At 54.2% G+C, this 24,881-nt stretch carries 21 protein-coding genes; 3 read left to right on the top strand and 18 right to left on the bottom strand.

Features of this window, described 5'->3' with window-relative positions:
* Position 1: 1 nt before the first annotated feature.
* The 6 genes from ACM6I6_RS18590 to ACM6I6_RS18615 all read right to left on the bottom strand — a co-directional run bounded on the left by ACM6I6_RS18590 (position 2) and on the right by ACM6I6_RS18615 (position 5,562).
* Positions 2 to 877 (bottom strand): branched-chain amino acid ABC transporter permease, encoded by an 876-nt coding sequence (locus tag ACM6I6_RS18590; RefSeq protein WP_186566886.1) that lies wholly within the window; start codon positions 875 to 877, stop codon positions 2 to 4.
* A gap of 68 nt (positions 878 to 945) precedes the next feature.
* On the bottom strand, positions 946 to 2,124 hold the full coding sequence (locus tag ACM6I6_RS18595) for an ABC transporter substrate-binding protein (protein ID WP_414920450.1): 1,179 nt from the start codon (positions 2,122 to 2,124) through the stop codon (positions 946 to 948).
* 48 nt (positions 2,125 to 2,172) lie between these two features.
* Positions 2,173 to 2,919 (bottom strand): SDR family NAD(P)-dependent oxidoreductase, encoded by a 747-nt coding sequence (locus ACM6I6_RS18600; protein WP_414920451.1) that lies wholly within the window; start codon positions 2,917 to 2,919, stop codon positions 2,173 to 2,175.
* 35 nt (positions 2,920 to 2,954) lie between these two features.
* On the bottom strand, positions 2,955 to 3,704 hold the full coding sequence (locus tag ACM6I6_RS18605; RefSeq protein WP_414920452.1) for an SDR family NAD(P)-dependent oxidoreductase: 750 nt from the start codon (positions 3,702 to 3,704) through the stop codon (positions 2,955 to 2,957).
* 60 nt (positions 3,705 to 3,764) lie between these two features.
* Complete coding sequence (locus tag ACM6I6_RS18610) at positions 3,765 to 4,751, bottom strand: quinone oxidoreductase family protein (RefSeq protein ID WP_414920453.1); 987 nt, start codon at positions 4,749 to 4,751, stop codon at positions 3,765 to 3,767.
* Positions 4,752 to 4,779: 28 nt separating this feature from the next.
* Positions 4,780 to 5,562 carry an SDR family NAD(P)-dependent oxidoreductase gene (locus tag ACM6I6_RS18615; RefSeq protein WP_414920454.1) on the bottom strand — a complete coding sequence of 261 codons (783 nt, stop codon included), beginning with the start codon at positions 5,560 to 5,562 and terminating at the stop codon, positions 4,780 to 4,782.
* A 125-nt stretch (positions 5,563 to 5,687) separates the two neighbouring features.
* Between ACM6I6_RS18615 and ACM6I6_RS18620 the strand changes: the two genes are divergently transcribed.
* Positions 5,688 to 6,644, top strand: coding sequence for a LysR family transcriptional regulator (locus ACM6I6_RS18620; protein WP_414920455.1), 957 nt, complete (start codon positions 5,688 to 5,690; stop codon positions 6,642 to 6,644).
* A 72-nt stretch (positions 6,645 to 6,716) separates the two neighbouring features.
* On the opposite strand, the gene ACM6I6_RS18625 is transcribed toward ACM6I6_RS18620, so the two are convergent.
* The 8 genes from ACM6I6_RS18625 to ACM6I6_RS18660 are packed head-to-tail and all read right to left on the bottom strand — an operon-like array spanning position 6,717 to position 16,013.
* Positions 6,717 to 7,553: an HpcH/HpaI aldolase/citrate lyase family protein gene (locus ACM6I6_RS18625; RefSeq protein ID WP_414920456.1), complete on the bottom strand. Its 837-nt coding sequence runs from the start codon at positions 7,551 to 7,553 to the stop codon at positions 6,717 to 6,719.
* Positions 7,554 to 7,580: 27 nt separating this feature from the next.
* Positions 7,581 to 8,399 carry a MaoC family dehydratase N-terminal domain-containing protein gene (locus ACM6I6_RS18630; RefSeq protein WP_414920457.1) on the bottom strand — a complete coding sequence of 273 codons (819 nt, stop codon included), beginning with the start codon at positions 8,397 to 8,399 and terminating at the stop codon, positions 7,581 to 7,583.
* An 11-nt stretch (positions 8,400 to 8,410) separates the two neighbouring features.
* Entirely contained in the window at positions 8,411 to 10,069 is a 1,659-nt protein-coding gene (locus ACM6I6_RS18635; RefSeq protein WP_414920458.1) for a GMC family oxidoreductase, read from the bottom strand.
* A 34-nt stretch (positions 10,070 to 10,103) separates the two neighbouring features.
* On the bottom strand, positions 10,104 to 11,504 hold the full coding sequence (locus tag ACM6I6_RS18640; RefSeq protein WP_414920459.1) for a GntP family permease: 1,401 nt from the start codon (positions 11,502 to 11,504) through the stop codon (positions 10,104 to 10,106).
* A 50-nt stretch (positions 11,505 to 11,554) separates the two neighbouring features.
* Complete coding sequence (locus ACM6I6_RS18645) at positions 11,555 to 12,769, bottom strand: CoA transferase (protein ID WP_414920460.1); 1,215 nt, start codon at positions 12,767 to 12,769, stop codon at positions 11,555 to 11,557.
* Entirely contained in the window at positions 12,766 to 13,257 is a 492-nt protein-coding gene (locus ACM6I6_RS18650) for a MaoC family dehydratase (RefSeq protein ID WP_414920461.1), read from the bottom strand. The genes ACM6I6_RS18645 and ACM6I6_RS18650 overlap by 4 nt, the downstream gene beginning before the upstream one ends.
* A 46-nt stretch (positions 13,258 to 13,303) precedes the next feature.
* Positions 13,304 to 14,782, bottom strand: a complete 1,479-nt coding sequence (locus tag ACM6I6_RS18655; protein WP_414920462.1) for an aldehyde dehydrogenase — start codon at positions 14,780 to 14,782, stop codon at positions 13,304 to 13,306.
* Positions 14,783 to 14,807: 25 nt separating this feature from the next.
* Positions 14,808 to 16,013 carry a CaiB/BaiF CoA transferase family protein gene (locus tag ACM6I6_RS18660; protein ID WP_414920463.1) on the bottom strand — a complete coding sequence of 402 codons (1,206 nt, stop codon included), beginning with the start codon at positions 16,011 to 16,013 and terminating at the stop codon, positions 14,808 to 14,810.
* Between the two features lie 374 nt (positions 16,014 to 16,387).
* Here ACM6I6_RS18660 and ACM6I6_RS18665 point away from each other — a divergent pair, with 374 nt between their 5' ends.
* Entirely contained in the window at positions 16,388 to 17,293 is a 906-nt protein-coding gene (locus tag ACM6I6_RS18665; RefSeq protein WP_414920464.1) for a LysR family transcriptional regulator, read from the top strand.
* Positions 17,294 to 17,573: 280 nt separating this feature from the next.
* On the top strand, positions 17,574 to 18,533 hold the full coding sequence (locus ACM6I6_RS18670) for an LLM class oxidoreductase (protein WP_414920465.1): 960 nt from the start codon (positions 17,574 to 17,576) through the stop codon (positions 18,531 to 18,533).
* 1,078 nt (positions 18,534 to 19,611) lie between these two features.
* On the opposite strand, the gene ACM6I6_RS18675 is transcribed toward ACM6I6_RS18670, so the two are convergent.
* The 4 genes from ACM6I6_RS18675 to ACM6I6_RS18690 all read right to left on the bottom strand — a co-directional run bounded on the left by ACM6I6_RS18675 (position 19,612) and on the right by ACM6I6_RS18690 (position 24,363).
* On the bottom strand, positions 19,612 to 21,048 hold the full coding sequence (locus ACM6I6_RS18675; RefSeq protein ID WP_414920466.1) for an NAD(P)(+) transhydrogenase (Re/Si-specific) subunit beta: 1,437 nt from the start codon (positions 21,046 to 21,048) through the stop codon (positions 19,612 to 19,614).
* A gap of 2 nt (positions 21,049 to 21,050) precedes the next feature.
* Positions 21,051 to 21,362: an NAD(P) transhydrogenase subunit alpha gene (locus tag ACM6I6_RS18680; protein ID WP_186566921.1), complete on the bottom strand. Its 312-nt coding sequence runs from the start codon at positions 21,360 to 21,362 to the stop codon at positions 21,051 to 21,053.
* Positions 21,363 to 21,375: 13 nt separating this feature from the next.
* Positions 21,376 to 22,518, bottom strand: coding sequence for a Re/Si-specific NAD(P)(+) transhydrogenase subunit alpha (locus ACM6I6_RS18685; RefSeq protein ID WP_414920467.1), 1,143 nt, complete (start codon positions 22,516 to 22,518; stop codon positions 21,376 to 21,378).
* 201 nt (positions 22,519 to 22,719) lie between these two features.
* Positions 22,720 to 24,363 carry an acetolactate synthase large subunit gene (locus ACM6I6_RS18690; RefSeq protein WP_414920468.1) on the bottom strand — a complete coding sequence of 548 codons (1,644 nt, stop codon included), beginning with the start codon at positions 24,361 to 24,363 and terminating at the stop codon, positions 22,720 to 22,722.
* Positions 24,364 to 24,881 lie beyond the last annotated feature (518 nt).

Consider the following 24,881-nt stretch of genomic DNA (forward strand, 5'->3'; position numbering starts at 1 on the left):
GTTACACCTTCTTGATCACGGCTTTGCCGAAAATGCCTGCGGGCTTGATCATCAACACGACCAGCAACAGGATGAGACCGGGGACATCTTTGTAACCGGTGGAGAGGAAGAAGCCTGTCGCTGTCTCAGACAAACCCAGGATGATGCCGCCCACGATCACCCCGACACCGGACGTCAACCCACCGATGATTGCTACTGCGAACGCTTTAAGTCCCAAAGCCACGCCCATGCTGGCGCCAGTCAGTGTCAAGGGGGCGACCAGAATGCCTGCAAAGGCCGCAGTCATTGACGACAGTGCGTAGGAGAACGTGATGACGCTACCAGTGTTGATGCCCATCAGACCTGCGGCATCACGATCCGAGCTTGTTGCGACCACTGCTTTGCCCAGGATCGTTTTGCGATTGAAAAACTCGACCGCGGCCATGATTAATAGCGCACCTGCTACCACAATCAGCTCCATCGGCATGACAAACGCCGATCCGATCTGAATGGGCATTTCTGACACCGGTGATGGGAATTTGAGATCGTCCTTGCCCCATATGTTTTCAGCGACGTTCTTGAAAATGATGGCCAAGGCAATCGTTGCCAAAATCCATCCAAACTCGGATTTGATTTTGAGCGCCGGCCGTACCGCGACACGCTCCACAAAAACACCTTGCGCAGCACCAAAAAGCATTACCAGCGGAATGGCTGCCCAATACCCAACGTATGGAACTATCGTCAAGCCAACCAGCGCCCCCAGTGCCAGAGCTTCTCCTTGGCCGAAGTTAAGAGTCGATGACGTCGAGAACGTCAGTTGGTAGCCAAAGGCAATAACAGCGTAAATCATGCCTACGGAAACCCCGCTAAGCAGAACTTGAAGTAGCATTCCGTCCATTTTTCACCTCTTCAGCGCGCAGGGCGCCGTGGCGCTCAGATGTCTGGGCGCCTGATTGTGGGAAATGATTAGTTCGCTTGAATCTTGCCGCGGTCTGCGTCGTAGGCGAAGACCACTTGGCCATTCTTGATCTCACCCATGATGGCTACGTTCGTGGTTTTGAACGCCTCATGGTCAGTTTTGGAAAACGGCTTGTTGTACGTCATGACCAGCCCTTCAACCGGGGCCTGAAGATCCTCAAGAGCTTCTTTAATCTTGGTGCCATCGGTGGATTTGGCTTGTTCGATTGCGGCGGCCAACAGGTAAATCGAGTCATAGCCTTGGGCTGCCCACACGGGGCCAGGGATCCGCGTGACACCATAGGCCTGCTCGAAATTCTTGATAAAGGCTTCGCGCTTGCCAGCAGCCCCTTCGAGAATGAAGGTCTGAGGCATGCGGACAGCTTCAGCGTTCGCGCCAGCGTTTTCCGCAAAGTTAGGCATGGAGAGCGTCCAACTCCCGATCATGGGAACCTTCCAGCCAAGCTTGGCCATGCCATTGGCAATTTGAGCGAGTTCAGGCCCAACGCCGTAGGTCAGGATGACCTGAGCCCCCTTCATTCGAGCTCTTAGTAGCTGGGGGGTCATATCGACATCTTTGATATTGAATTTCTCGACGGCGACTGGGCTGATGCCCCGCTCCTTGAGTACAGCCTCCAAGTCGGCTCGACCGAGCTGACCATAGTTCGTGGAATCAGCAAGGATTGCGACCTTTTCGAAATGCCGATTGTCGATTGACTCCTTCACGATCATTTCAGCTTGAAGTCGATCCGGAAGCGAAACGCGGAACACATAGCTGTCAGGCAGGAACGCCTTGGTCACGTCGGAGCCCGATGGGCCCGGGGTGATGATCGGAATTTTTGCTTCTTGGTAAAAGCGCTGACTGGCGAGCATGACGCCGGTGTTAATGACGCCGACAGCCGCCACGATCTGATTCTTGTAAATCAGCTCCTGAGCGACCTGTATGCCACGCTCATTTTTCGCTTCGTCATCACGCTCTACCAACTCCAATGGACGGCCCATGACACCGCCCTTTTCATTGATTTCCTTGACCGCAATTCGCATGGCATCACGCATGGAGACGCCCATTGGAGCGGAGCCTCCCGTATACGGGCCAGGCACGCCGATCTTGATTGGTTCGTCGGCAAAGGCGGCGCAGGCTGTTACAAGTGTTAAAGCTGCGGCAATATGGCTGATGAGTCGTTTCATTTTCATTCTCCGTTGTTCTTGTTCTGGATGCTGATCTGAAACATGGAGCTAGTGAATGTGCAGTCCTCCATTCACATCCAGCACGACACCGGTGACATAGCTGGAAAGATCAGAGGCGAGGTAGAGACAAGCTTTGGCTACGTCGTCAGGACACCCAATGCGTCCCAATGGTGTGGCTAACAGGGTTTTTTCGCGGTTGTCGCTAGATAGCCGACCCGCGATGAGGTCTGTTTCAATCAGCCCGGGCGCTACCGCGTTTACTCGGATTTGGTCAGGTGCCAGTTCCCGGGCCAGGGCCTTGGCGAGGGCTTGGACAGCACCCTTTGCCGCTGAGTAATGGGCTCCGCCCATAACGCCGCCACCGCGTTGCGCGGAAACGGAACTCATGCAAACAATCGCGCCGCTTTTCTGAGCACGCATACTCGGGACGACGGCCTTAGCCATGTTCAGCGAGCCCCGCAGGCTCACGTCCAGAACCAGGTCATAGCCTTCATCATCAATATCCAGCACTTTTCGGGGTTGGCTGACACCTGCATTGTTGATAAGGATATCGATCCGACCGAACTGGGCGAGCGTTGTCGCCACTGCTGCCTGGCAGCAAACGAAATCACGAATGTCATAATTCAACGCCAGCGCAGGCGTCGGCAGTGCAGCGACACGCTCGATATCGTATGGAGCTATATCGACCAAGACCACATTTGCCCCCTCCTCGGAAAAACGCTGGGCTATCGCCCAGCCAATTCCGTTGAGGGAAGCACCACCCGTTACAATCGCGACTTTACCTTGCAAGTACATGGCAACCTCCAACTCCGACGACAAGCTCTGGCGCATCAGTGGATGTGCAAGCCACCGTTGACGTCGAGGATCACGCCAGTGATGTAGCTGGAAAGGTCGGACGACAAGAACAGGCAGGCGTTTGCAATGTCGGCAGGCAACGCCATGCGCCCCAATGGGGTCGCCGCCATTGCTGCAGCATGCATTTCAGGGGTGAGTTTGCCGATGAGCAGCTCGGTATCGACAAGGCCAGGGGCGATGGAGTTGACCCGGATGTTGTCGGCGGCGAGCTCACGAGCCATTGCCTTCGCCAGCGTCTGGACGCCGCCTTTGGCAGCAGCGTAATGAGGCCCGCCCAGAACACCGCCTCCGCGTTGGGCAGCGACGGAGCCCATGCATACGATCGCGCCACTGCGGTTGGCGCGCATGTGCGGCACAACGGCGCGTGACATGTTGTACGCACCGCGCAGACTGACATCCATGACCAGGTCGTAATCGTCCATCGTGCTGTCCATCAGCCTAAAAGACTGGCTGACGCCTGCGTTGTTAATGAGGATATCGACCTTCCCGAACGACTCAACGATAGAGTCTACTGCGGCCTGGCAGAGCGCTGGATCGCGTACATCGCATGTCAGTCCAAGATGACCGTCACCCAGCTCCTGGGCAGCCGTCACAGTGTGCTCAAGGTTTAGGTCAAGCAAAGCGACACGGGCACCATTCAGCGCGAAGCACTTAGCGGTTGCCCACCCGATGCCTTTCATGGATGCAGCGCCGGTTACGATTGCGGTTTTGCCTTCAAGTAGCATTTGATCACCCCTTATTGTTTTTGGCTGGTGAGTTGCGAACTTCGTAAGCGTCCGGCTAGGTCAGGGTTGAAGCACCACTGAACCGGTGGTGCGCCCATTCGCCAGATCGTCGTGAGCTCTGCCCGCCTCTTTAAGTGGGTAGCAGTGCTCCGTCCGAATTTTCAGAACACCCTCGCTGATCAGGCCGTATAGCTCAGCAGCACCGCGCTTGAAATCGGCGTCTTCCGCGATGTAGTGGGAAATGGTTGGTCGGGTCAGAAACAGCGACCCTTTGTTGCGGGTATGAGCTAACTGGATAGGCTCGACGTCACCAGAAGGCCAGCCGAAGGAAGCCATCAGACCGAAGCGCTTGAGGCAATCCAGAGAACGTTCGAAGGTGGCCTTACCAATGGATTCGTAGACGATGCTTACGCCTACACCATCGGTCAGTTGCTTAGTGCGCTCAACGAAGTCTTCGCTGTTAAGATTAACGGGATACTTGCACCCATACTCCTTCAGCACCTCCAGCTTCTCGGCACTGTCGGTGGTGCCGATTACGTTGGCGCCAAGATGACTGAGCCATTGGCAAAGGATCAGTCCGACACCGCCTGCCGCAGCATGAACCAATACCCAATCACCCTTGTTTACCTCACGTAGTCGAGTCGATAGGTACCAGGCTGTCAGGCCGCGGAAGAGGGCTCCGGCAGCAATGTTTGGATCGATGTTCTGGTCTGGCAGAACGAACGCTCGACCGGCAGGGACATTGCGTACCTCAGAATAAGAGCCAGGGACAGCGTAGTGATAAGCAATCCGCTGTCCTACCTTGATCTCGCTGACCTGACCACCCACAGCGGTTACTGTGCCCATACCTGCGAAGCCCAAACCACTCGGCAAGTTCACAGGAAGAATGCCGGAACGCAGCTGGGTATCGATGAAGTCGACACCGATCGCCTCATGACGAACTTGCACTTCATTTGCTGCTGGCGCAGCAATTGGCGCTTGCTTCCATTGCATGACCTCAGGGCCGCCAGTTTGCTCGATAAGCACGTAGCCAGTGGATTCACTCATTTCATATCTCCTATTTAGAGGTGGCGGATTATTGGGCTGTCCAACCGCCGTCGACGCGAATGCAGGTACCAGTGACCATCCGAGCTGCAGGGCTAGCCAGGTAAACGGCGGCGCCTACAATGTCGGAAATGTCAGCCATGTGACCTAGAGGAATTTTCGAAACAAGGAAGTCGTACTTTTCAGGCGTATCAACAATTTTGCGAATGAGCGGGGTATCCACGAAGGTCGGAGCGATGCTATTGACCCGAATACCGGAGGAAGCGAGTTCGATGGCCAGTGCCTTCGTCAGCCCCTCGATGGCGTGTTTGGTCATGCAGTAGACCGACCGGTTAGGTGAACCGACGTGCCCCATTTGAGAGGTCACATTGATCACGCATGACTCAGCGGCATCACCTGACTCAAGCATCCTTTTGATGGCGGCTTGCGAGGTCACAAACAGCGCCCGAACGTTCAGGTTAAGCATGAGATCCAGGTTTTCGTCGGTGACGTCCTGAACCGGTTGCGGGAAGTTGGTGCCCGCGTTGTTTACGAGAATGTCTAGCTGCGGCAGGCCGTCAATCACGCTCCTTATTGCAGCGGAGTCAGTGATGTCGCAAACAATGATTGAAGCCTCATGCCCTTCGGACTGCAGTTCACTTGCGACATCACGCAGGGCTGATTCCGTCCGGCCTACCAAGGTCACACTTGCACCGGCTTGGCAAAGCGCAAGTGCGATGCCGGCACCGATTCCACCACCGCCGCCTGTGATCAGCGCATGCTTACCATCAAGGCGAAAAGACTTTGCAACTGAGTAGTTCCGATCGAATGACACATCGGGCTCCTTTTGTTTTTGTGGATGCCGTTACGACGTGTTTGAAGCATAAAGCTGGGTGCGAAATCCATCCAATTCAATTATCATCGGAATTATTAAGATTTTTCGATCAAATGGTAAATGTCATGTCCCTTTCGACTGAACCGCGCGCATTACCGAACGTAAATCTCAAACTCCTGCAGGCATTCTTGCTTGTAGCTGAGCATGGAAGCTTTCGACAGGCTGCTGATTTAACTCATAAATCGCAGTCGGCAGTCACCAGTCAGATCAAGCTGTTGGAGGCACAGCTTGGGCTCTCACTGTTTCACCGCACGACACGTCATGTGAGCTTGACCCGTGAAGGGGAACAGCTCTTGGATAGCGCACGCCGGGCAATCCATGAGATTGAGTTAGGTTTGCGCAAGATTCAGGAGTCGGCTGACCTACAGAGCGGCAGAATATTCCTCGCGTGCTCCACCACGGTGGCCGCCACTCGCCTAGCGAAAATTCTGTCTGCGTTTGATCACGATTACCCTGCGATCGAGGTTTTCGTAAGGGAACTCACTTCTGGCGACATGCACGAAAGCATTCGCAAGGGTGAAGTAGACTTCGGCATTGGCCCTATGAGTGATGCTCAGGATTTCAATTTCGAGCCTGTCCTCACCGAAGATCTCTATGCATTAGTTCCCAAGAAGCTTCTGCCCGACGCGGGAGAGACGATCACGATGGAGGAGTTGGCCAAACTACCTCTGTTATTGCTAAACCAAGCCACCGCACTGCGGATGCTGATCGAAGACACTGCAAAGGCGTCCAACCTTACACTCACGACCCGCTATGAGTTCAATCAGGCACAGACTTTAATTTCCATGGCGAGCGCGGGACTAGGAGCCGCGGTGCTTCCTTCGGTTGTGCTGCCTGACTACCCGCTTCCCGAAACAAGCCAGATGCTCATTGTTCAACCCAAGATGACCCGACAGGTGGCGATCATTACGCTGAAGGGACGGGCACTATCTCCTGCAGCAGCCAAGCTTGCGCAGTTGGTGCGGTTGCTTATCGGCGTCCCCCACTCAACGCGTAATCGTATTCAGCCATACTCGACTTAGGTAGAACTTGGTACCAAGACGCAAAAACCGTAGCATAGTCAAATGCTACGGTTGCCAAACTGCAAGTCGAGTTCAGGTGAAACTGGCAAGAGAAAGTATCCGCTCTGCTCTCGCCAGCACGGGCGCATCGATCATTCGACCGTCAAGTTTGAACGCGCCTGGCTGACTATCCGCGGCCTCACGGACGCGTCGTGCCCAGTCCACCTCATTTGCCGAAGGGGCAAGGCTTTCATGAATGACGGATATCTGGGACGGGTGGATACAAAGCACTCCGCCGAATCCCATGCCTTGTGAGTTCTTCACAGACTCTGCCAAACCGGACACATCAGCAATCGCAGGGTAGACACCATCCAGCGGCGGCGCCAACCTATTCAGCTTCGAGTGCAAAATGACGCCTGCGCGAAGCGTATTGAGCATGTGTTGGCCGCCCTGGGTGCCCTCCTCCAAAGCTAAATCCACGGCCATGTCGATCGAGCCAAAACACAGGCGCTCTACGCCAGGCGTCGCTGCGAGGAGTGACAAGGTTGCGGCTCCCGTGGCCGTTTCAATGATCAACCAGAGCGGCTTGCCGCACTCAGACAGCTGCATCACCAGCGCGGGATCTTCCGCCTTCGGTAACATGATCCCCGCGACGCCTGGTTCGCGATTGCAGAAATCGACGTCAGCCTGGTATTGATCATGGCCCGTACTGTTGATCCTCACCCACACCCTCGCCTCCGGATTTTTCTGAAGGAATGCCTGAAGCGAATCGCGGGCCCCCGGCTTTGCGCTTTCCTCGACAGCGTCTTCAAAGTCGATGATCACTCGGTCGGCACCGGCGGCCAAGGCTTTGGCAAATCGTTCCGGCCGATCCCCAGGAACGAATAATGCAGACCTGACAATTTGAATAGCACGGTCAAGCTGATCCATGAAGTTAACTCCAGAATAAATGGCTAGTTATTCAAACGTTACTTGGCCGGTCTGGCTGATGCCGTTGCTTGTGGCTGCCCATACATGAGCGACACCAGGAGACTCCACAAGCCCGCCTATCTCGACCGTCAGGTCTGAGATAATCGGTTGCACGCCTTTAAACGCGAAGCTGCGTACAACAGCGTCAGGCTTAGCCTTGGTGAAAGTGCGAAGAACGAGGGTTGCGGTCAGTGGCCCATGCACCACCAGACCTGGATAACCCTCTGTCTCGGTCACATAACGCCAGTCGTAGTGGATCCGGTGGCCATTGAAAGTGACTGCCGAGTATCGGAAGAGGGTTACCGGATCGATATCTACCTGTTCACCCCATTCCGCTTCGGGTGCGGGTTTACCAGGCGCAGCCTTATAAGGGTTAGGGTCGCGGTAAACGATGTCCTGCTCCTCCGTGAGCATCAGCTCGTTAAGCTGATAGATGCTGTGCTTCACCGTCACAAACAACAGTGAGCCAGAGCGCCCCTCTTTCTCTTGAATCCTTTCAATTGTAGAGATCCGCTCGGCGGGAACACCCACTTTCAGAGGTTTGTTAAACACCAGCCGCCCACCCGCCCACATGCGGGCGCGACTGCCCACTTCGGGCAAAAAATCTCCAGTTACGGGGTGGCCATCCTCACCGATTAACTCTACTGGTACAGCTTCTTGGAAAAATGCCCAATGCCAAAGCAACGGCAATGGCTCTCCTGCTGCTGGAGCATGCTCGCTCAACGTACCTGCGATTCGGGTAACCAGTTCGGGACTGATTGAGTCATGGCGCGTTTGAGTACGGCCAGCCCAGGCTGAATAGTCCATTGGTATTCTCCTCAGACCACTGCCGATTTGGTAGGTGGCGTGTAACCCGTAATAGCCAAGGTGCACGCATCCTCGATGATCATGTCCGCAGCTTTTTCCCCGATCATAATTGCCGGAGCGTTGGTATTGCCTGACGTGATGCTGGGCATGATCGACGCATCCACGACCCTTAGCCCCTGGATCCCATGAACACGCAAACGGCTATCGACCACCGCCATCTTGTCGCTTCCCATTCGGCAAGTACCCACGGGGTGATACATCGATTGGCCGAACTTGCGGATGTAGCCAAGCAATTCCTCATCGGTTTGCAGCTGTCGGCCGGGCATCGTTTCCTTCACAACCTTGTCCGCCAATGGTTGCGATGAATAGATTTTTCGCATCCAGCGGATCCCGGTAATCATTGCCTTGCAGTCATCCTCATGTGTGAGGTAGTTCATCAGGATGTTCGGGTCGTCGTAGGCACTTGCAGAGTTCAGGCGCAACCGTCCACGGGACTTAGGGCGAACCTGGCTGCACGAGGCTGTGACCACTGGGATCTTCTCTGGGACGATCCGGCCGTCCTCAGTCACGACGATGCTGAATGGACGGAACTGGATCTGGATGTCTGGATACTCGAACGATGGATCGGACTTGGTAAACGAAACGACCTGGGCTGCTGCAGAGGTGAGCAACCCTTTTCGCACGCCTACGTATTGCAGAACATGCGGAATCAGCCGCCAGCCTTGGATCTGGTGGTTGATGGACATTTCCGGTGATACCTGATTCAGAAAGTGCACATATGCATGGTCGTGAAGGTTCTCGCCGACGCCCGGAAGATCCTTTACGACCGCAATTCCGTGTTCTTGCAGATGCTCCTTCGGCCCTACGCCAGACAACATCAGAAGCTGCGGGGACGCAATTGTGCCGCCGCTGAGAATGATCTCGCTAGCCATGGCAGTACGCTTCCCGGGCTTACCTTTGATGGCGTAGCTGACGCCGATTGCACGGTTACTTTCAAACAAGATCTTTTCAACGTGGGCGTTGACCAGGATCTCAAGATTCGGTCTCTGCTTAATCGGGTCGAGGAACGCGGTCGCGGCTGACTGCCGCACTCCGTTTTGCATGGTCATCTGTGGGTAACCGACCCCCTCCTGGCGAGCGCCGTTGAAGTCGGGGTTGAACGCAATACCAGCGTTTTGAGCTGCCTTGATGAACAGTTGAGAAGCCTGATGAGGATTTACCACGTCTGCGATTGCTAACTCACCATCCGCACCGTGGAAAGCGTCTTCACCACGCAGTTGTTTTTCGCTTTTTTTGTAGTAAGGAAGGACATCGTCCCATCCCCACCCACTGTTCCCCTCGTCTCGCCAATCATCATAATCCTTCGGGTTGCCACGCATGTAGACCAGACCATTGATAGAGCTGGAGCCACCCAACGTCTTGCCGCGAGGGCAATACAGCACTCGGTTATTGAGGCCTGGTTCAGCAGCGCCCTGATAGCGCCAGTTCACCTTGTTGTTGGAAAACAGCCGCGTCATGCCAGCAGGAATCTTGATCCACAGCAGGTTGTCCGCAGGCCCGGCCTCAAGGAGGAGCACGCGCTTGGAGGGATCGGCTGTCAGTCTATTGGCCAGGACACACCCTGATGAGCCTGCACCGATGATGATGTAGTCATAATGTGAGTTGCTCATAAAGATACCCATCTCTTGTAGTTGTGTTGAGTGCTTAAACGAAGCCAGTCAGATAGAAGAATGCGATAACGACAAACGCGGCTAGGGTTTTGAAAATCGTTAGAACGAAGATGTCCCCATACGATTGGCGATGCGTTAGGCCCGTAACGGCCATGAGCGTGATAATTGCGCCGTTATGAGGGAGCGTATCCATGCCTCCCGCGCTGATGGATGCGACCCGGTGCATCACTTCTGCGGGAATTCCGTATTGATGAGCCATCGCTATGAACTGATCGCCCAGCGCTCCCAGCGTCAGGCTCAAACCACCCGACGATGACCCCGTAATGCCTGCGAGAATATTGACGCTCATCGCGAGATTGATCAGAGGGTTCTCTATATGCGCGAGGGAATCCGCCACCATTTTGAATCCAGGCAACGCAGCGATAACTGCTCCGAATCCATACTCAGAAGCAGTGTTCAATCCGGCCAGCAGCGACCCTGAAACTGCAATCTTGGTGGACTCTGTAAACACGTATTTGATTCTTGAGAACGCTAGCACTACCGTGGCGAGGATGCCCAGCGTGAGCGCCCCCTCTACTGCCCAAATGGCAGCCATCTTGGTGACTTCTTGAGGTACGCCAGGATAGTCAGGCCGGAACGTCACCAGTACCTGGTTACCCGCACCGTAGCTGAACAAGATCAATTCAAGAATGAGCTTGTTTCCAATCCCAACAATAAGGAGTGGAAGAATTGCGATCCATGGGTTGACTAGCTTCTGGTCGTGCACGTGAGATGGCTCGTTTGTGTGTCCGGTACCATAGCCCTCCCCGGCAGCCATCAACGTACGTCGGCGCCACTCCAGATAGATCAACCCACACCCAGCCACGAAGATCGAACCTACGATTCCCAGCACAGGAGCTGCGTAACTGTCGGTGCCGAAGAAGCTCGTAGGAATGATGTTCTGGATCTGAGGAGACCCAGGAAGTGAATCCATTGTGAATGTGAAGGCACCTAAGGCGATGGTCGCGGGGATCAGTCGCTTTGGAATGTCGTTCTGCCGAAAGAGCTCTGCAGCAAACGGGTAGATAGCGAACACTACAACGAAGAGCGATACACCTCCGTAGGTCAGCACGCCTCCGACAGCGACGATGCAGGTTATGGAGTAGCTGCTGCCAAAGACCCGTGAGATTGCAGATACGATCGATCTCGCGAACCCCGAAACCTCGATGAGCTTTCCGAAGACCGCGCCAAGCATGAACACGGGGAAATACAGTTTCAGCAGTGAAACCATCTTGTCCATGAAAATGCCGCTGTATGCTGGCGCGACCATCGATGGATCGGTGAGTAGCACTGCACCCAAGGCCGCTATTGGCGCAAACAGGATGACGCTAAATCCCCTGTAGGCGACATACATCAGGAAGCCTAGCGAGGCCAGGCAGATGAACAAACTACTCATGAAGCACACTCACTATTATTTTTGTCGATGAGTTGAGTCGATGTTGCTTTTTACGGGCCCGCGACCACCTTGGCGTCGTGCAGCCTGGCAATTTGATGGGAGTCGAACCCAAGGACGTCGGCGAGCACTTCATCGGTGTGCTGCCCCACGACAGGAGCGCTTTGTACATGACCGCGCTGCTGGCCAAAGAAACGTAGGGGTGTGCCGCAGGACAGGTGTTGGCCAACTCCTTCAGTCTCGATGTATTCGAACAGCGGGTTCTCTAGAGAGACGCGATTGTCCTCTTCGAGTAGCTGGCGGACGGTGCGGTAAGGGCCGTAAGTGACCCCGTGAGATTTGAAATGCTGCTCAATCTGCGCAAGCGTGCGCGCCGAACACCACCGGGCAATCAACGGTGCGATGATCTCGCGACCCTCAAAGCGGTCTTTCTCCTGGCGGAAGTCAAATCCAAGGGTCTGCTGGAGGCCACCGATGATGTCTTCTAAACCGCACGCCTTGATCAACGATGTCCACTGCTTGCTAGAGATGGCCACCACCATCACGCGACGGCCATCGGACGTTGCGAAGTCCTTTCCGAAGGCGCCGTACAGGTAATTCCCCAGCGACGTACGCTCAGGCTCCAGCAGCTCCGCCTCAGTCAGCATGCCGAGGTGAGAAAGAGTGGAGAATGCGCTGTCGGAGAGTGCGAGGCGGATCTCTGCACCAACGCGCTCACGGTACCGTCGCCCCAAGGCGGCTATCACCGCGGTAGCGGCCTGGTTCGCACAAATCACGTCCCACGCCGGAAGCGTGTGATTGACGGGACGATCTTCGGAGCCATTTCCAGTGATCACCGGATATCCAGTTGCACAATTGACGGTGTAGTCGACCGCCGTGCTCCCATCGAAGTTACCTTCGATCGTGCAACTGATCAGGTCGGCGCGCCGCGCGCGGAGCACCTCATGACTAAGCCAATCCACACCAATATTGGTTAATAACACACCTGACTGCTCACCCGGAGCACAGACCAGATTCTGGATGAGCTCACGCCCCTCCCCTGACCGAAGATCAATTGCGACTGAGCGCTTCGCCTTATTCAGGCTTGTCCAGTAGATACTTCGGCCATCGTCGGACAACGGGAGACGGTTGTAGTCAATGCCGCCTCCGATCAGGTCGACTCGGATGACATCTGCACCAAGTTGCGCGAGTGTCATCCCACAGAGAGGTGCCGCGATGAAAGCCGAGCTTTCAATCACTCGGGTTCCTTTGAGCAAATCGTAATTCATTGGTCACTCCTCGCTGTCTCGGCGAACTCACGAGTCGGAACCAGGCACGAACGAGTGAAAACAAGACACACAACGTCATGCTGATTAAAGGCTTCGGTTCTCGAAGTAATGATTCCTTGCCCTGGTCGTGAGCGGCTAGCTCTAACCTCAGTGACCTCCGATCGAGCGTAAAGCGTGTCACCTGGAAAGACCGGTGCCTTCAGTTCAATGTCCTTCCACCCCAAATTCGCGATCGCATTGAGGCTGATTTCATCCACCGTCATGCCCAATACAATCGCAACGGTGAGGCCGCTGTTGATCAGCGGCTTCTTGAATTCACTGGACGCTGCGAAGTTGCTGTCGCAATGCATCGGATGGCGATTCATCGTCAACAGGCTGAACTGGATGTTGTCAGCTTCAGTGATGGTTCGACCTGGCCAGTGGCGGTAGGTATTACCCACCGCGAAATCGTCAAAGAAGTTGCCTGGCATAGGAAATGGCTGGTGCATCGCTTTTATCCTTTTTGTGCGCAAAGCTTGAGATCGGCAGGTTCAATCAGCCAAGAACGAATGGGTCTGGGGTATGCAGCGCAGTACTGAACCAGACGCTCTTGGTTTTCAGGTACGCGTAGATCGCATCCTGTCCGTTCTCATGGCCAACGCCCGACCGCTTGTAGCCACCAAACGGCGCCATGTAGCTCACAGCGCGATACATGTTTACCCACACCATCCCGGCTTGAAGTTTCTCGGACATCAGCAGCCCACGGCGCATGCTTTGAGTCCAGACACCCGCAGCCAAGCCGTATAGGCTGTCGTTCGCGATGCGAATAGCATCCGCCTCGTCCTTGAAAGGGATGATGGACAAGACAGGGCCAAACACCTCTTCTTGGGCAATGCGCATCTTGTTGTGTACGCCAGTGAAAATGGTGGGTTCAACGAACAGACCATTGCCGCACTCGGGTGCAGTCGAAGCCTTACCACCCAAGCGACAGATTGCCCCCTCGTCCTTAGCGATAGCGATGTAATCGAGGATTTTCTGATACTGCTGTGGAGTAGTTACCGGGCCGACCTGGGTGGTGGACAGCATCGGATCGCCCATTTTTGCGGTACTAGCGAAGGCCAGAAGTTTGTCGACGAACTCATCGTGAATCGATTCCTGAACCAGAAGACGGGAGCCTGCCACGCAAGTCTGGCCGGTCGCCGCCATGATCCCACCAACAACGCCCTTTACGGCGTTATCGAGATTGGCATCATCGAAGACGATGTTTGGAGATTTACCTCCCAGCTCCAAGGTCACCTTTTTCAGGTTCCTGGCTGCCGCCTCGTAGATTTTTTGCCCGCCCATCTCGCTACCCGTGAAGGCAATCTTCTGTACGTCGGGATGGTTGACCAATGGTTCGCCAACTTCCAGGCCAAAGCCCGTTACGACGTTGACGACACCAGCAGGGAAACCTGCTTTTTCGACAAGTTTGGCGAACTCAAGCGCCGACGCCGAGGTAAACTCAGAAGGCTTCAGAACGAAGGTGTTACCCGCCGCCAACCCTGGAGCCAGTTTGTTCACCGCCAGCAGCAGCGGCGAGTTCCAGGCTGTAATGGCGACGCACACACCGAGTGGTTCATAGCGGGTGAAGGTGAACGTGTCTTTCTTGTCGATCGGAAGTACCCCGCCTTCGACTTTGTCTGCCAAGCCGCCGAAATAGTAGAAATACTGGGGCAGATAGTTGACCTGACCGCGCATTTCCGCGAGCAGCTTGCCGTTGTCAGCAACTTCGGTCTTCGCAAGCACATCAACGTTATCGGCGATCAGATCGCCTAGGCGCCGCAACAGCTGCCCCCGCTGGCTGGCGGTCATGCTCGCCCACTCACCGTCCTCGAACGCACGTTGAGCCGCCGCAACGGCGCGGTTTGCGTCGTCCGCATTGCCACGAGGCAGCGTCGCCCAAGCCTCACCGGTGAAAGGATTCTTGGTCTCGAACGACTCCCCCGATAACGATTCGACCCATTCGCCGCCGATGTACATTTTGTAATTTTTCATTCTGGCTGCCTCGTAACGTTAGTAATCAGATGGTTTGGTTGGCACGCAGTGACGCGATGTCTGCGGCCGTGAGGGAGAGAACTCGGCGAAGAATTTCGTCGGTACTGCTACCCAGAGCGGGGCCTGCGTGTTTGAACGTCGCCGGGGTTTCGGACAGGCGCGGGATGGCACTTGGCAGTACCAATTCACCAACACGGGGATCCTGGATTCGAATGAGGTTTTTACGCTCGGCGTATTGGGGGTCTTGGAAGATTTCCTCGATCGAGTACAGGGGCCCTGCCGGTACCTGACCCTCTGCACAAACCTTCAAAAGCTCTTCCTGAGTGTGCTGGGAGACCCATAAAGAAACGAGAGCATTGATCTTAGCCCTAGCGGCAACTCGATCTGGACTCGTGGGGTAGAGCTCAGCTAATTCAGGCTGCTCCATGGTCACGGCCAGCCGCTGGAACATCCGATCGTTGCTGCAGGCAAGTGCAATCCAGCGGTTGTCACTGGTCTCATAATGGCTATGAGGCACGACGTTGACGGTATCGGGCCCCATGCGCTCCCGGACAAGTCCGAACTTGGCGTAGGCAGGGGCGATTTCATCCAGCAAGCGAAACACCGATTCATACAGTCCGATATCGATGAACTGGCCAACGCCGCCGGCGGCAACCGAACGCATTGCCAACAGCACGCCAATCGCGCCCCACATGCCAGAAATGTAATCAGCAAGGGATGTTGAACCCGGTACAACTGGTGGCCCGTCGGGCTCGCCTGCAAGAAAAGAGAGCCCACCAAAGGCATGTGCGATTCGTGCAAACCCTGGCTCACCTCGCTTGGGCCCGGTCTGGCCATAGGCACTGACGCGGAGCATCACAAGCTTAGGGTTAATTTCACGTAGGGCTTCAAAGCCGAGCCCCCACTTCTCAAGCGTACCTGGGCGGAAGTTTTCCAGGACGACATCAGACTCGGCCACAAGCGCCCTGAACAACTCAGCTCCTTCAGGGGTGCGCAAATCCAGCGTCATCGACTGCTTATTGCGGGCTTCACTAAGCCACACAAGCGTATCCCCGCACTCAGTCGGAGTGCCAAATTTCCGCAGCGTGTCGCCGCCGTTCGGCTGCTCAATTTTGATCACCTCGGCACCGAAGTCGGCAAGTATCGTTCCGCAAAATGGCGCAGCGACGAATGTCGCGATGTCTAGCACTCGGACACCTTCCATCGGCTGTTTTATTGTTGTTTGGCTCACAGCGTTCTCCTCATGCACTCAGTTGAGCGGGCTAGCCGCTTCAAGGGATGAGGAAATGCTACAAGCGTGGGCTACGCATCACTAATTGAATAATTCATGAGATTATTCATTTTATTCGATCAGCAGCATGACCCTATTCGTGAAGACTTTAGCGATAGTCGGTAGGTAGCATTGGTAAGACTATGATTAACAAACTGTTTCCACAGCAGTACGCATGCTGGTAAGCAAGATGTTTTATAGTCAGGCGATTGATCACTACAGGTAGCGCGCTCCAATTATGCTGCCGTGGCTAACCGGTTTCGGGATCAATGGTGGGCTATCCTTTGCGGGTACTCGTGGCAGGATCCAACTATGAACAATGACAGGCTTCAAGAATGAATATGCTAGAAGCCATGGAGATGTTCGTGGCAGTGGTCGATCATGGCAGCTACACCAAGGCTGCAGAATCCATGCGGCTTCATCGTCCCGCGTTATCGAAAACCATTCAGAACCTTGAAAAAGATCTGGGTGTTCAGTTGCTGCATCGCACTACTCGAAGAGTAAATGTGACGCCTGATGGCGAGTTGTTTTACGACCGTAGCGTTCAGCTGCTAACAGACATCTCAGATGTGCTGGAATGGTTCTCGCCTAATCGACCACCCAAAGGCAAGCTGCGTGTTGATATGCCCACAGTGGTGGCAAATGCCATCATTATTCCAAAACTGCCCGAATTCCTTGAGCGCTACCCTGGCCTTGAGTTGTTCATCGGTACATCTGACCATCAAAACGATCTCATAGCCTCAGGAATAGATTGTGCGATTCGTTTAGGAGTACTGGACGATTCCAGCATGATCGCCAAGCCGATTGGCCAAGTCGAACTGGTGAATTGTGCTGCTCCAAAATACATCGCCCAGCGAGGCTCGCCTGCAACCATTGAAGATCTGCGCAATCACGTGGCAGTAAACTTCATTGTCGGACATCGGCGGCAAATTATGCCGTGGAGATTCCGAGTCGACGGCGAGTTGGTTGACATCAAAATGAAAAGCGCGGTAGCTGTAGACAATGCAGGTTCCTTCCTGCACTGCGGACTGGCTGGCATTGGTGTGCTCCAAGGGCTCCGACCTGCAGTGCAGGAATACATTGATTCTGGTGCGTTGGTAGAAGTCCTCAAGGATCTACATACAGAGCCCAAACAAGTATCTATCCTGTTCCCTGATCGTCGAAATTTATCACCTAATGTAAGGGTGTTCGTAGAATGGGTGGCTGAGTTATTCCGCGGCTTGAACACCCAGAAGAAGTAAACTGAAATTTCTCAGAGGCGTGTTGCACGCCTCACTCTGTTCTCGGCTGATTGGTACTTTGCTGGAACCAGTCTATGAAGCCGATGCTTATATTTCCAATGCGTTCAGCTTGATAAAATTCCGCACATGATAAAGCAGTTTCACACCGACTTTGCCGGGTGACTGCCGCCCGTTTCCCGAGCAACTTCCCACGCTCAATCTCAGATTTTTCTCTGCATTCTGGCTGCTCACCTCAATTTCTGTGGTTGCTTTGCGCTGAATTATATTCAAGAGGTAATCCATGTCTGACTATCGAAATTCCACGGCCACGTCGGCAGCTAGTGTGTTCGACAAGGTATTCAAGCCAGGTGAGCTAACCTTTGGTTTGTTGACGCCCCTCGAAGGCTACCCAAATAGCGATACCCCGACGATGCGAAACCATACCGCCTTGGCGACACTTGCAGATGATCTCGGGTTTGCGGCGCTATGGCTGAGGGATGTACCGTTCCGGGATCCCGCCTTTGGAGATGTGGGCCAGATCTACGACCCAATGGTATATGCCGGTTGGCTTGCCGCGGCGACGCGATATATTGCGATCGGTACCGCAGGTATCGTGCTTCCTCTCCGTGACCCTCTAGCAGTCGCCAAGCAGGCGCTGTCGGTTGATCAACTAACCAGGGGACGTTTTATTCTTGGGTTGTCTACTGGCGATCGACCTTCTGAATATCCCGCATTCGGCGCTGAATTCGAGAACCGTTCCGAACGCTTCAGGGATGCTCATACACTCATCACTGCTGCCGCAAACCAATCATTCCCGGTTCATCAGTCCAAGTTCTACGGCACGCTGGATGGCTCGCTCGACCTAGTACCGAAGGCAAAACAGGCTAGGCTGAAAACCGTGGCTGTAGGGCGCTGCGGCCAAGACATCTCTTGGCTCGCGGAAAACATGGATGGCTGGATCTGGCATCAGAGCAACATAGAACTTTTACCCACCGTTATCGAAAGCTGGCGAGCATCTTGCGGCCCCCAGGTCTTCAAGCCTTACGGCTACGGTACCTTCTTCGAACTCGATCGCGATCCAGACGCTCCGCTGCAAGTGCGACATGGTATCTACGGTGGCCGAAAGGCACTGATCGAGCTGTGGAAGCGTCAGCGTGATCAAGGCGTTTCGCATGTTGCCTTAAACATGCGCGTGTCGACCCGTCCTGTGAAGGAGACCATCGAGGAACTCGGCGAGTCGGTACTTCCGCTGTTCAACTGATCTGTCCGTTAGAGGCTGCTGATTGCAGCCTCTTGTGAGCTTGAATAGCTATCGAAGCCAGAAGAAAAAATCCTGGGCCCTCGAAGCGGAAGCTTGGGATAACGGGATGCAACATCTATTACCGGCCTTGAGGCCTACGAATTTCCCTCAGGCAGAACCTCAAACTGCTTGGATTTCCGTTCCACCTCCGACAGCTGAGAAGTCGGCGAAGCAACTACTGCTTCGGCGCAACCGCTTTGTTCACCTCCCGCAGCCATTCGAAATAGTAGTCGCTCAGTCGGACGGGCTAAGGGCCTGCTCTTCCCTCTCTAACAAACTCACTCAGCTCATTCAGCGAATAGTCATGAGCAGGCCCGTAGTAGAGGGCATGGGTCGAGCTATGCCTCGGTAATCGCACATTCTTTTTGATGCCGTCGAATTACTGCCTGCTGCGCGTAACGTCTGCAGGTGCCCAACCATTTTTCTGGGTAGCGGCGTTAGATATAGATGTCGAATGCGCGGTTTTCGCCGTGAAAGCAAACCCCTTGAACGCGAATTATTGACTCGATTCAGGCCGTAACAAAGCGGCTCTGGAGTTTTTTCAGCTCACCGAGTCCACATGGCTGCGTCAAAATGTGCGAACCACAGCCACTCCCTTCTAGCGCAACAACAATGAGGTGTCGCACCTAAAGCTGGACAAGGGTTCGCAAATTGGGGGGGGAGGCAAGCAACCGCTAGGCTGGCACTTCATGCTGAAGGGAAAATAGAAGGCGTATGATGTTAAAGCGCCGGTGATGTTGACGGTGGACGAGTCGACCAGCCATGTTCAGTGCGGAATCACAGACGGGATATCGCAGACGCAAAGGATTGCATTGGATCAATATCTGGCAAGCGGAGCGTTGGTCGAAATTTGACATCCGCTGAAGCTAAAACCGAGGTTCGCCGCGATGTTCCATCACGGCCAATCGCATCTATCCACGTCAGCTCATATCTTCGTGCACTGGCTCAGGGAGCCCTTCCTTCCGCTCCACTCAACCTAGTTCACCATCGTCACTGATAGGGTCAAAAAAGGCCCACCGCTGGCTGAGCCTTTTCCTGATCATTGATCGACGGAACGTACCATCTCCTCGATCACCTTCTTCGCATCACCAAAAACCATCATTGTCTTGTCCAGATAGAACAGCTCATTGTCGAGTCCTGCGTACCCCGCTGCCATCGACCGCTTGTTAACGATCACCGTGCGGGCTTTGTAGGCTTCAAGGATTGGCATCCCTGCAATTGGCGAAGCCGGGTTGTTCTTGGCTGCAGGATTAACTACGTCGTTGGCCCCCAGGACGAGGACGACGTCGGTCTGGGCGAAGTCATTGTTGATCTCCTCCATCTCATGAACGATGTCATACGGGACTTCAGCCTCAGCCAGTAGCACATTCATATGGCCAGGCATCCGACCCGCTACAGGATGAATGGCGTAGCGGACATCCACACCACGAGCTTGGAGCTTATCACTGAGTTCCTTTAGAGCATGCTGGGCGCGTGCCACGGCCAAACCATAGCCCGGTACGATCAGAACTGATTCAGCATTCGCCAACATGAACGAAGCATCATCCGCGGAACCCGAGCGCACTGGACGCGACTCGCTTTGCCCGGTCAATCCAGCATCTGCGGTAGCACCAAAACCGCCTAGAAGAACGCTGCTGAAAGAGCGGTTCATAGCCTTGCACATGATGTAAGAGAGTATGGCCCCTGATGCGCCAACCAGTGACCCGGCGATGATAAGCATCGAATTGTTCAGTGAGAAACCAATCCCTGCGGCGGCCCATCCTGAGTAGGAATTCAGCATCGAAACGATCACGGGCATGTCTGCCCCGCCAATCGGTATCAGCAGCATCACGCCGAACACTAATGCCAATGCGGTCATGATTAGAAATGGCGTCCAGGACTGATCAATTACGAAAACTGCCCCGTTGGCTACCAGCGCCACAGCAATTGCCAAATTCAGATGATGTTGGCCCGCAAATCTAATGGCCGCGCCTTGGAAAATACGCAGCTTCAAGCGCCCGGACAGCTTGCCGAATGCGATTACGGAACCAGTGAATGTTATCGCACCTACTGCGGTACCTAGCGCCAGTTCCACTCGGTTCGCTATAGGAATAAGCGCGAGCTCATCCAGGAGTCCGAACACTTGTGGTTGCCGCACCACTGCAAAGGCAATGCAAACCGCAGAAAGGCCAATCAGGGAATGCATGGCAGCTACGAGCTCAGGCATTTTCGTCATCTCGACCTTAATCGAGAGATAAGTCCCCACCAAAGCACCGAGCAGTAAAGCGACGAACAAGGTGACCAGCCCTTCCAATGAGCTTTCAGACCTCGGATGTTCAAGGATTACGGCAAGAGTAGTCAGAATTGCGATCAGCATTCCGGACATACCGAACAGGTTGCCCAGACGAGCAGACCTTGGTGATGACAAGCCTTTCAGAGCTTGGATGAAAAGTACCGACGCTATTAGGTAGAGCAACGCAACGACATTGAGACTCATGATCAGACTCCCGCCTTGCCAGCGTCTGGCTTAGCTTTCTTTTTAAACATGCTTAGCATTCGGCGAGTCACCAAGAATCCGCCAAATAGATTGACTGCAGCCAGAAACACCGCAAATCCGCCAAAGTATCGAGCCAATGGATCAGTAGTAAGCGCCGTAGCAAGCATTGCTCCAATGATTACAATCGCAGAGATGGCATTGGTTACGGCCATCAATGGGGTGTGCAATGCGGGCGTTACATTCCAGACGACGTGGTAACCCACATAAATCGCCAACACGAAAACAATCAGATTTATAACCACATGACTCAACATAGGCTCACCCTAATTAAACTTTTTTCGTTAACTGACCAGACTGGCACAGCAAGGTAGCGCTGACGATGTCGTCTTCAAGATTGATTTCAAGTTGACCGCCAGAGTTGGTAATCAACTTAATGAACTCCAACAGATTTCGTGCGTACAGTGACGAGGCGTCGGTTGCAACCATGGATGCCAAGTTTGAAAATCCGACCAGTTTCACTCCAAAATGCTCTACCACTTCATGCTCACAGGTGAGTGGGCAGTTACCGCCTCTACGACCCTCATGTTCAGCGCCTCGGCCTGCGGCAAGATCAACTACGATCGATCCAGGCTTCATAGCTTTGATGGTATCTACCGACAACAGTGTGGGTGCTGGTCGCCCAGGAATGAGCGCAATGGTTATAACAATGTCTGCCTGAGCCGCCCTGGTATGAACCAGTTCCGCCTGGCGCTTGACCCAAGTCGCCGGCATGGGGCGAGCGTAGCCACCCTTCCCCTCCGCGGCCTCTCGCTCCTCATCTGTCTCAAAAGGCACATCCAAGAATTTTGCACCCAGTGACTCGATCTGCTCCTTGACCGCAGGCCGCACGTCCGAAGCCTCAACCACGGCACCCAAACGCTTGGCTGTCGCAATTGCTTGCAGTCCAGCCACACCAGCACCCAACACCAATACGCGCGCAGCTTTCACAGTACCGGCAGCTGTCATCAGCATTGGCACGAAGCGCTGATATAGGTTGCTCGCGATCATCATCGCCTTGTACCCAGCAATGTTGCTTTGCGACGACAGCACATCGAGACTTTGCGCTCGGCTGGTACGAGGCGCCAATTCGAGTGAGAACGCAGTGGCGCCGCTTGCTGCGATGCGAGCAGCAGTCAGGTGGTCGAATGGATCGAGCATCCCCACAATTACAGATTCAGCTTTGATGAGTTCAAACTCTTCAGCCATTGGCGCTTGCACTTTCAAGACAATATCAGCTGAATAAACATCAGCTGCATCTTTTAAAATTGCTCCGGCCGCTTCATAAGATTCATCCAAAAAACTTGCTTTAGTGCCGGCGCCTTTTTCAACTATTACGGTGTGGCCTTGCGTGATGAGTTTTTTTACAGACTCCGGAGTGACCGCCACGCGATTTTCGCGCGCCTGCCGCTCGGCAGGTATTCCGATTTTCATAACAGACTCCAAACAACGCGTCGATTTGAATTTAGATAATTATCGTGGCGTTAAGTTAAAACACAGAAAATGCTTAACAAGTTGATGCTAGTGCATGCTCATCCATGGAAAAACACCAGTTTTGAGCCAAGACTTGTATAGAGTTGATACCAATCAAAAAAAGCCGTCAGAGGTACCAAATATGGTGCCCTTGGCGGAGCATTACACGGCGGCGCTACGCTTTCTGATTTCGTGATTTAAAATCGAATCGTTTTCGGAATAGTCAACTGGGCAGTCAATCACATGCACGCCAGGATTCTTCTGGCACCAATTCAGCAGCGCAAGCAGCGTTTCCGCGCTTTCAACACGATGCCCCATGGCTCCGTAGCTTTCCGCATACTGCACAAAGTCGGGATTGCCGTAATCCAGCCCGAAGTCGGTGAAACCCATGTTGGCTTGCTTCCAACGGATCATTCCGTAACCGTCATCGCGAAGAATGACCACTGTCAGGTTCATCCTCATCCGAACGGCAGTCTCCAACTCCTGGCTGTTCATCATGAAGCCACCGTCGCCACAGACCGCAATCACTGGTCGGTCGGGATAGACCAAGTGCGCCGCCATCGCCGATGGCAAGCCAGCGCACATCGTCGCCAAGGCATTATCGAGCAGCACGGTGTTCGGCATGTGCGCCTTGTAGTTTCGCGCAAACCAGATCTTGTAGATCCCGTTATCGAGCGCAACGATGCCTTCGGAAGGCAGCGCCCTTCGGATATCTGCGACCAACCGCTGCGGGTAGATCGGGAAGCGATTATCATCAGCACCTTCTGCAATCTGGGCTTCATTGGCTTCGCGGATGGCCATCAGCCGCGTGAAGTCCCATTGCGAAGTGTCATCTAGCGCTTCACTGATCTGCCATACAGCGTTCGCAATGTCCCCGACAACTTCAATCTGCGGGAAATACACTGGGTCAACCTCCGCAGAGCGGAAGTTAACGTGAATGACCTCAGTCCCTCCCCGCACCATGAAGAAAGGCGGTTTCTCAATCACATCGTGGCCAATGTTCACTATTAGATCAGCGGCTTCGACGGCGCGGTGCACGAAGTCGCCTGAAGATAATGCGGCGTTCCCTAGGAAGCGCGGGTGGCGCTCATCCACCACCCCCTTGCCCATCTGCGTAGTCACGAAAGGGATGCCTGTTTTATCGATCAACTGCCTCAACACTTTTGCAGTCATTTTACGGTTCGCGCCGGCGCCGATGACGAGGATCGGGGAACGAGCAGCTTTGAGCTTTTCAACCGCTGAACAGATCGATTTGTGCTCTGCCAGTGGGCGACGGCTGGAGCTTGGAGGTAGAGGCGTGCTTTCAGTTTGCTCGTCAGCAATATCCTCAGGGAGCTCCAGGTGCACAGCGCCTGGCTTCTCCTCTTCCGCCAGGCGAAATGCCTCGCGCACACGCGACGGGATGTTATCGGCGGATGCCAACTGATGGGTGTACTTCGTAATCGGCTGCATCATGCCGACCACATCGATGATCTGGAAACGACCTTGCTTGGATTTTTTTATTGGTTTTTGCCCAGTAATCATCAGCATGGGCATACCACCTAGGTAGGCATATGCTCCAGCGGTCACCAGATTCGTAGCACCGGGGCCTAAGGTGGAAAGACTAACACCCGTTTTTCCGGTCAGGCGGCCATAAGTCGCAGCCATGAATCCCGCAGACTGCTCGTGACGCGTAAGCACCAGCTTGATGGGCGACTTTCGCAAGGACTCTAAAAGGTCGAGATTCTCTTCGCCTGGAATGCCGAAAACGTATTTCACGCCTTCATTCTCCAGACTTTGCACGAATAGGTCAGAGGCCTTGGCCATTGTTCGTTTCCTCGGTGGTGGAGGTCAAACACGTCAGTGTTTGCGCTGAATAATCCGGCCAGCCTGCTCATGAAGCCAATCCACAGGCGGTCATTTGATACAACTGATAACTCGCATTCTTTCAAAGCGCCCTCTAGGGATAAAGACGCTGAACGGGACAGGACTGGTATTCAGATCGAAACAAAGCGCAGGTTGAATGGCCTCGACCTTCTTCGAGGCGAAGGTATGATCATTTTATGGAGTTCAAGAGCAGTCGATACTGCGTAAGAACGTAGGGACGCTCTATCAGAAAAGACCGTTGGGAAGGGCAAGCAGACTTAGCTTGGTAGCGCCGCACTGCCATCGGTGCATCTAGGTCGCTGTAAAGCCGGGACTTTCGCTGTGAGTGTGCGCCTAGGCTTGACGCCAAAACCGCGCAATAAGGTTCCGATGTATGTGAACCACGTTGCTCAAACTAGCGGGACTTTTCGATTGACGAATGATGACGATTTCAGCATTTCGGAGCGGCTCCAAATGCC

Origin of the sequence: Pseudomonas sp. IT-P218 (genome assembly GCF_949767605.1) — a bacterium.
Lineage (GTDB): Bacteria > Pseudomonadota > Gammaproteobacteria > Pseudomonadales > Pseudomonadaceae > Aquipseudomonas > Aquipseudomonas putida_AE.

Bases quoted from the DNA above. Each gene is read 5' to 3' on its own strand.
- ACM6I6_RS18590 (WP_186566886.1), bottom strand. From the start codon at position 877: ATGGACGGAATGCTACTTCAAGTTCTGCTTAGCGGGGTTTCCGTAGGC.
- ACM6I6_RS18595 (WP_414920450.1), bottom strand. From the start codon at position 2,124: ATGAAACGACTCATCAGCCATATTGCCGCAGCTTTAACACTTGTAACA.
- ACM6I6_RS18600 (WP_414920451.1), bottom strand. From the start codon at position 2,919: ATGTACTTGCAAGGTAAAGTCGCGATTGTAACGGGTGGTGCTTCCCTC.
- ACM6I6_RS18605 (WP_414920452.1), bottom strand. From the start codon at position 3,704: ATGCTACTTGAAGGCAAAACCGCAATCGTAACCGGCGCTGCATCCATG.
- ACM6I6_RS18610 (WP_414920453.1), bottom strand. From the start codon at position 4,751: ATGAGTGAATCCACTGGCTACGTGCTTATCGAGCAAACTGGCGGCCCT.
- ACM6I6_RS18620 (WP_414920455.1), top strand. From the start codon at position 5,688: ATGTCCCTTTCGACTGAACCGCGCGCATTACCGAACGTAAATCTCAAA.
- ACM6I6_RS18625 (WP_414920456.1), bottom strand. From the start codon at position 7,553: ATGGATCAGCTTGACCGTGCTATTCAAATTGTCAGGTCTGCATTATTC.
- ACM6I6_RS18630 (WP_414920457.1), bottom strand. From the start codon at position 8,399: ATGGACTATTCAGCCTGGGCTGGCCGTACTCAAACGCGCCATGACTCA.
- ACM6I6_RS18635 (WP_414920458.1), bottom strand. From the start codon at position 10,069: ATGAGCAACTCACATTATGACTACATCATCATCGGTGCAGGCTCATCA.
- ACM6I6_RS18640 (WP_414920459.1), bottom strand. From the start codon at position 11,504: ATGAGTAGTTTGTTCATCTGCCTGGCCTCGCTAGGCTTCCTGATGTAT.
- ACM6I6_RS18645 (WP_414920460.1), bottom strand. From the start codon at position 12,769: ATGAATTACGATTTGCTCAAAGGAACCCGAGTGATTGAAAGCTCGGCT.
- ACM6I6_RS18650 (WP_414920461.1), bottom strand. From the start codon at position 13,257: ATGCACCAGCCATTTCCTATGCCAGGCAACTTCTTTGACGATTTCGCG.
- ACM6I6_RS18655 (WP_414920462.1), bottom strand. From the start codon at position 14,782: ATGAAAAATTACAAAATGTACATCGGCGGCGAATGGGTCGAATCGTTA.
- ACM6I6_RS18665 (WP_414920464.1), top strand. From the start codon at position 16,388: ATGAATATGCTAGAAGCCATGGAGATGTTCGTGGCAGTGGTCGATCAT.
- ACM6I6_RS18670 (WP_414920465.1), top strand. From the start codon at position 17,574: ATGTCTGACTATCGAAATTCCACGGCCACGTCGGCAGCTAGTGTGTTC.
- ACM6I6_RS18675 (WP_414920466.1), bottom strand. From the start codon at position 21,048: ATGAGTCTCAATGTCGTTGCGTTGCTCTACCTAATAGCGTCGGTACTT.
- ACM6I6_RS18680 (WP_186566921.1), bottom strand. From the start codon at position 21,362: ATGTTGAGTCATGTGGTTATAAATCTGATTGTTTTCGTGTTGGCGATT.
- ACM6I6_RS18685 (WP_414920467.1), bottom strand. From the start codon at position 22,518: ATGAAAATCGGAATACCTGCCGAGCGGCAGGCGCGCGAAAATCGCGTG.
- ACM6I6_RS18690 (WP_414920468.1), bottom strand. From the start codon at position 24,363: ATGGCCAAGGCCTCTGACCTATTCGTGCAAAGTCTGGAGAATGAAGGC.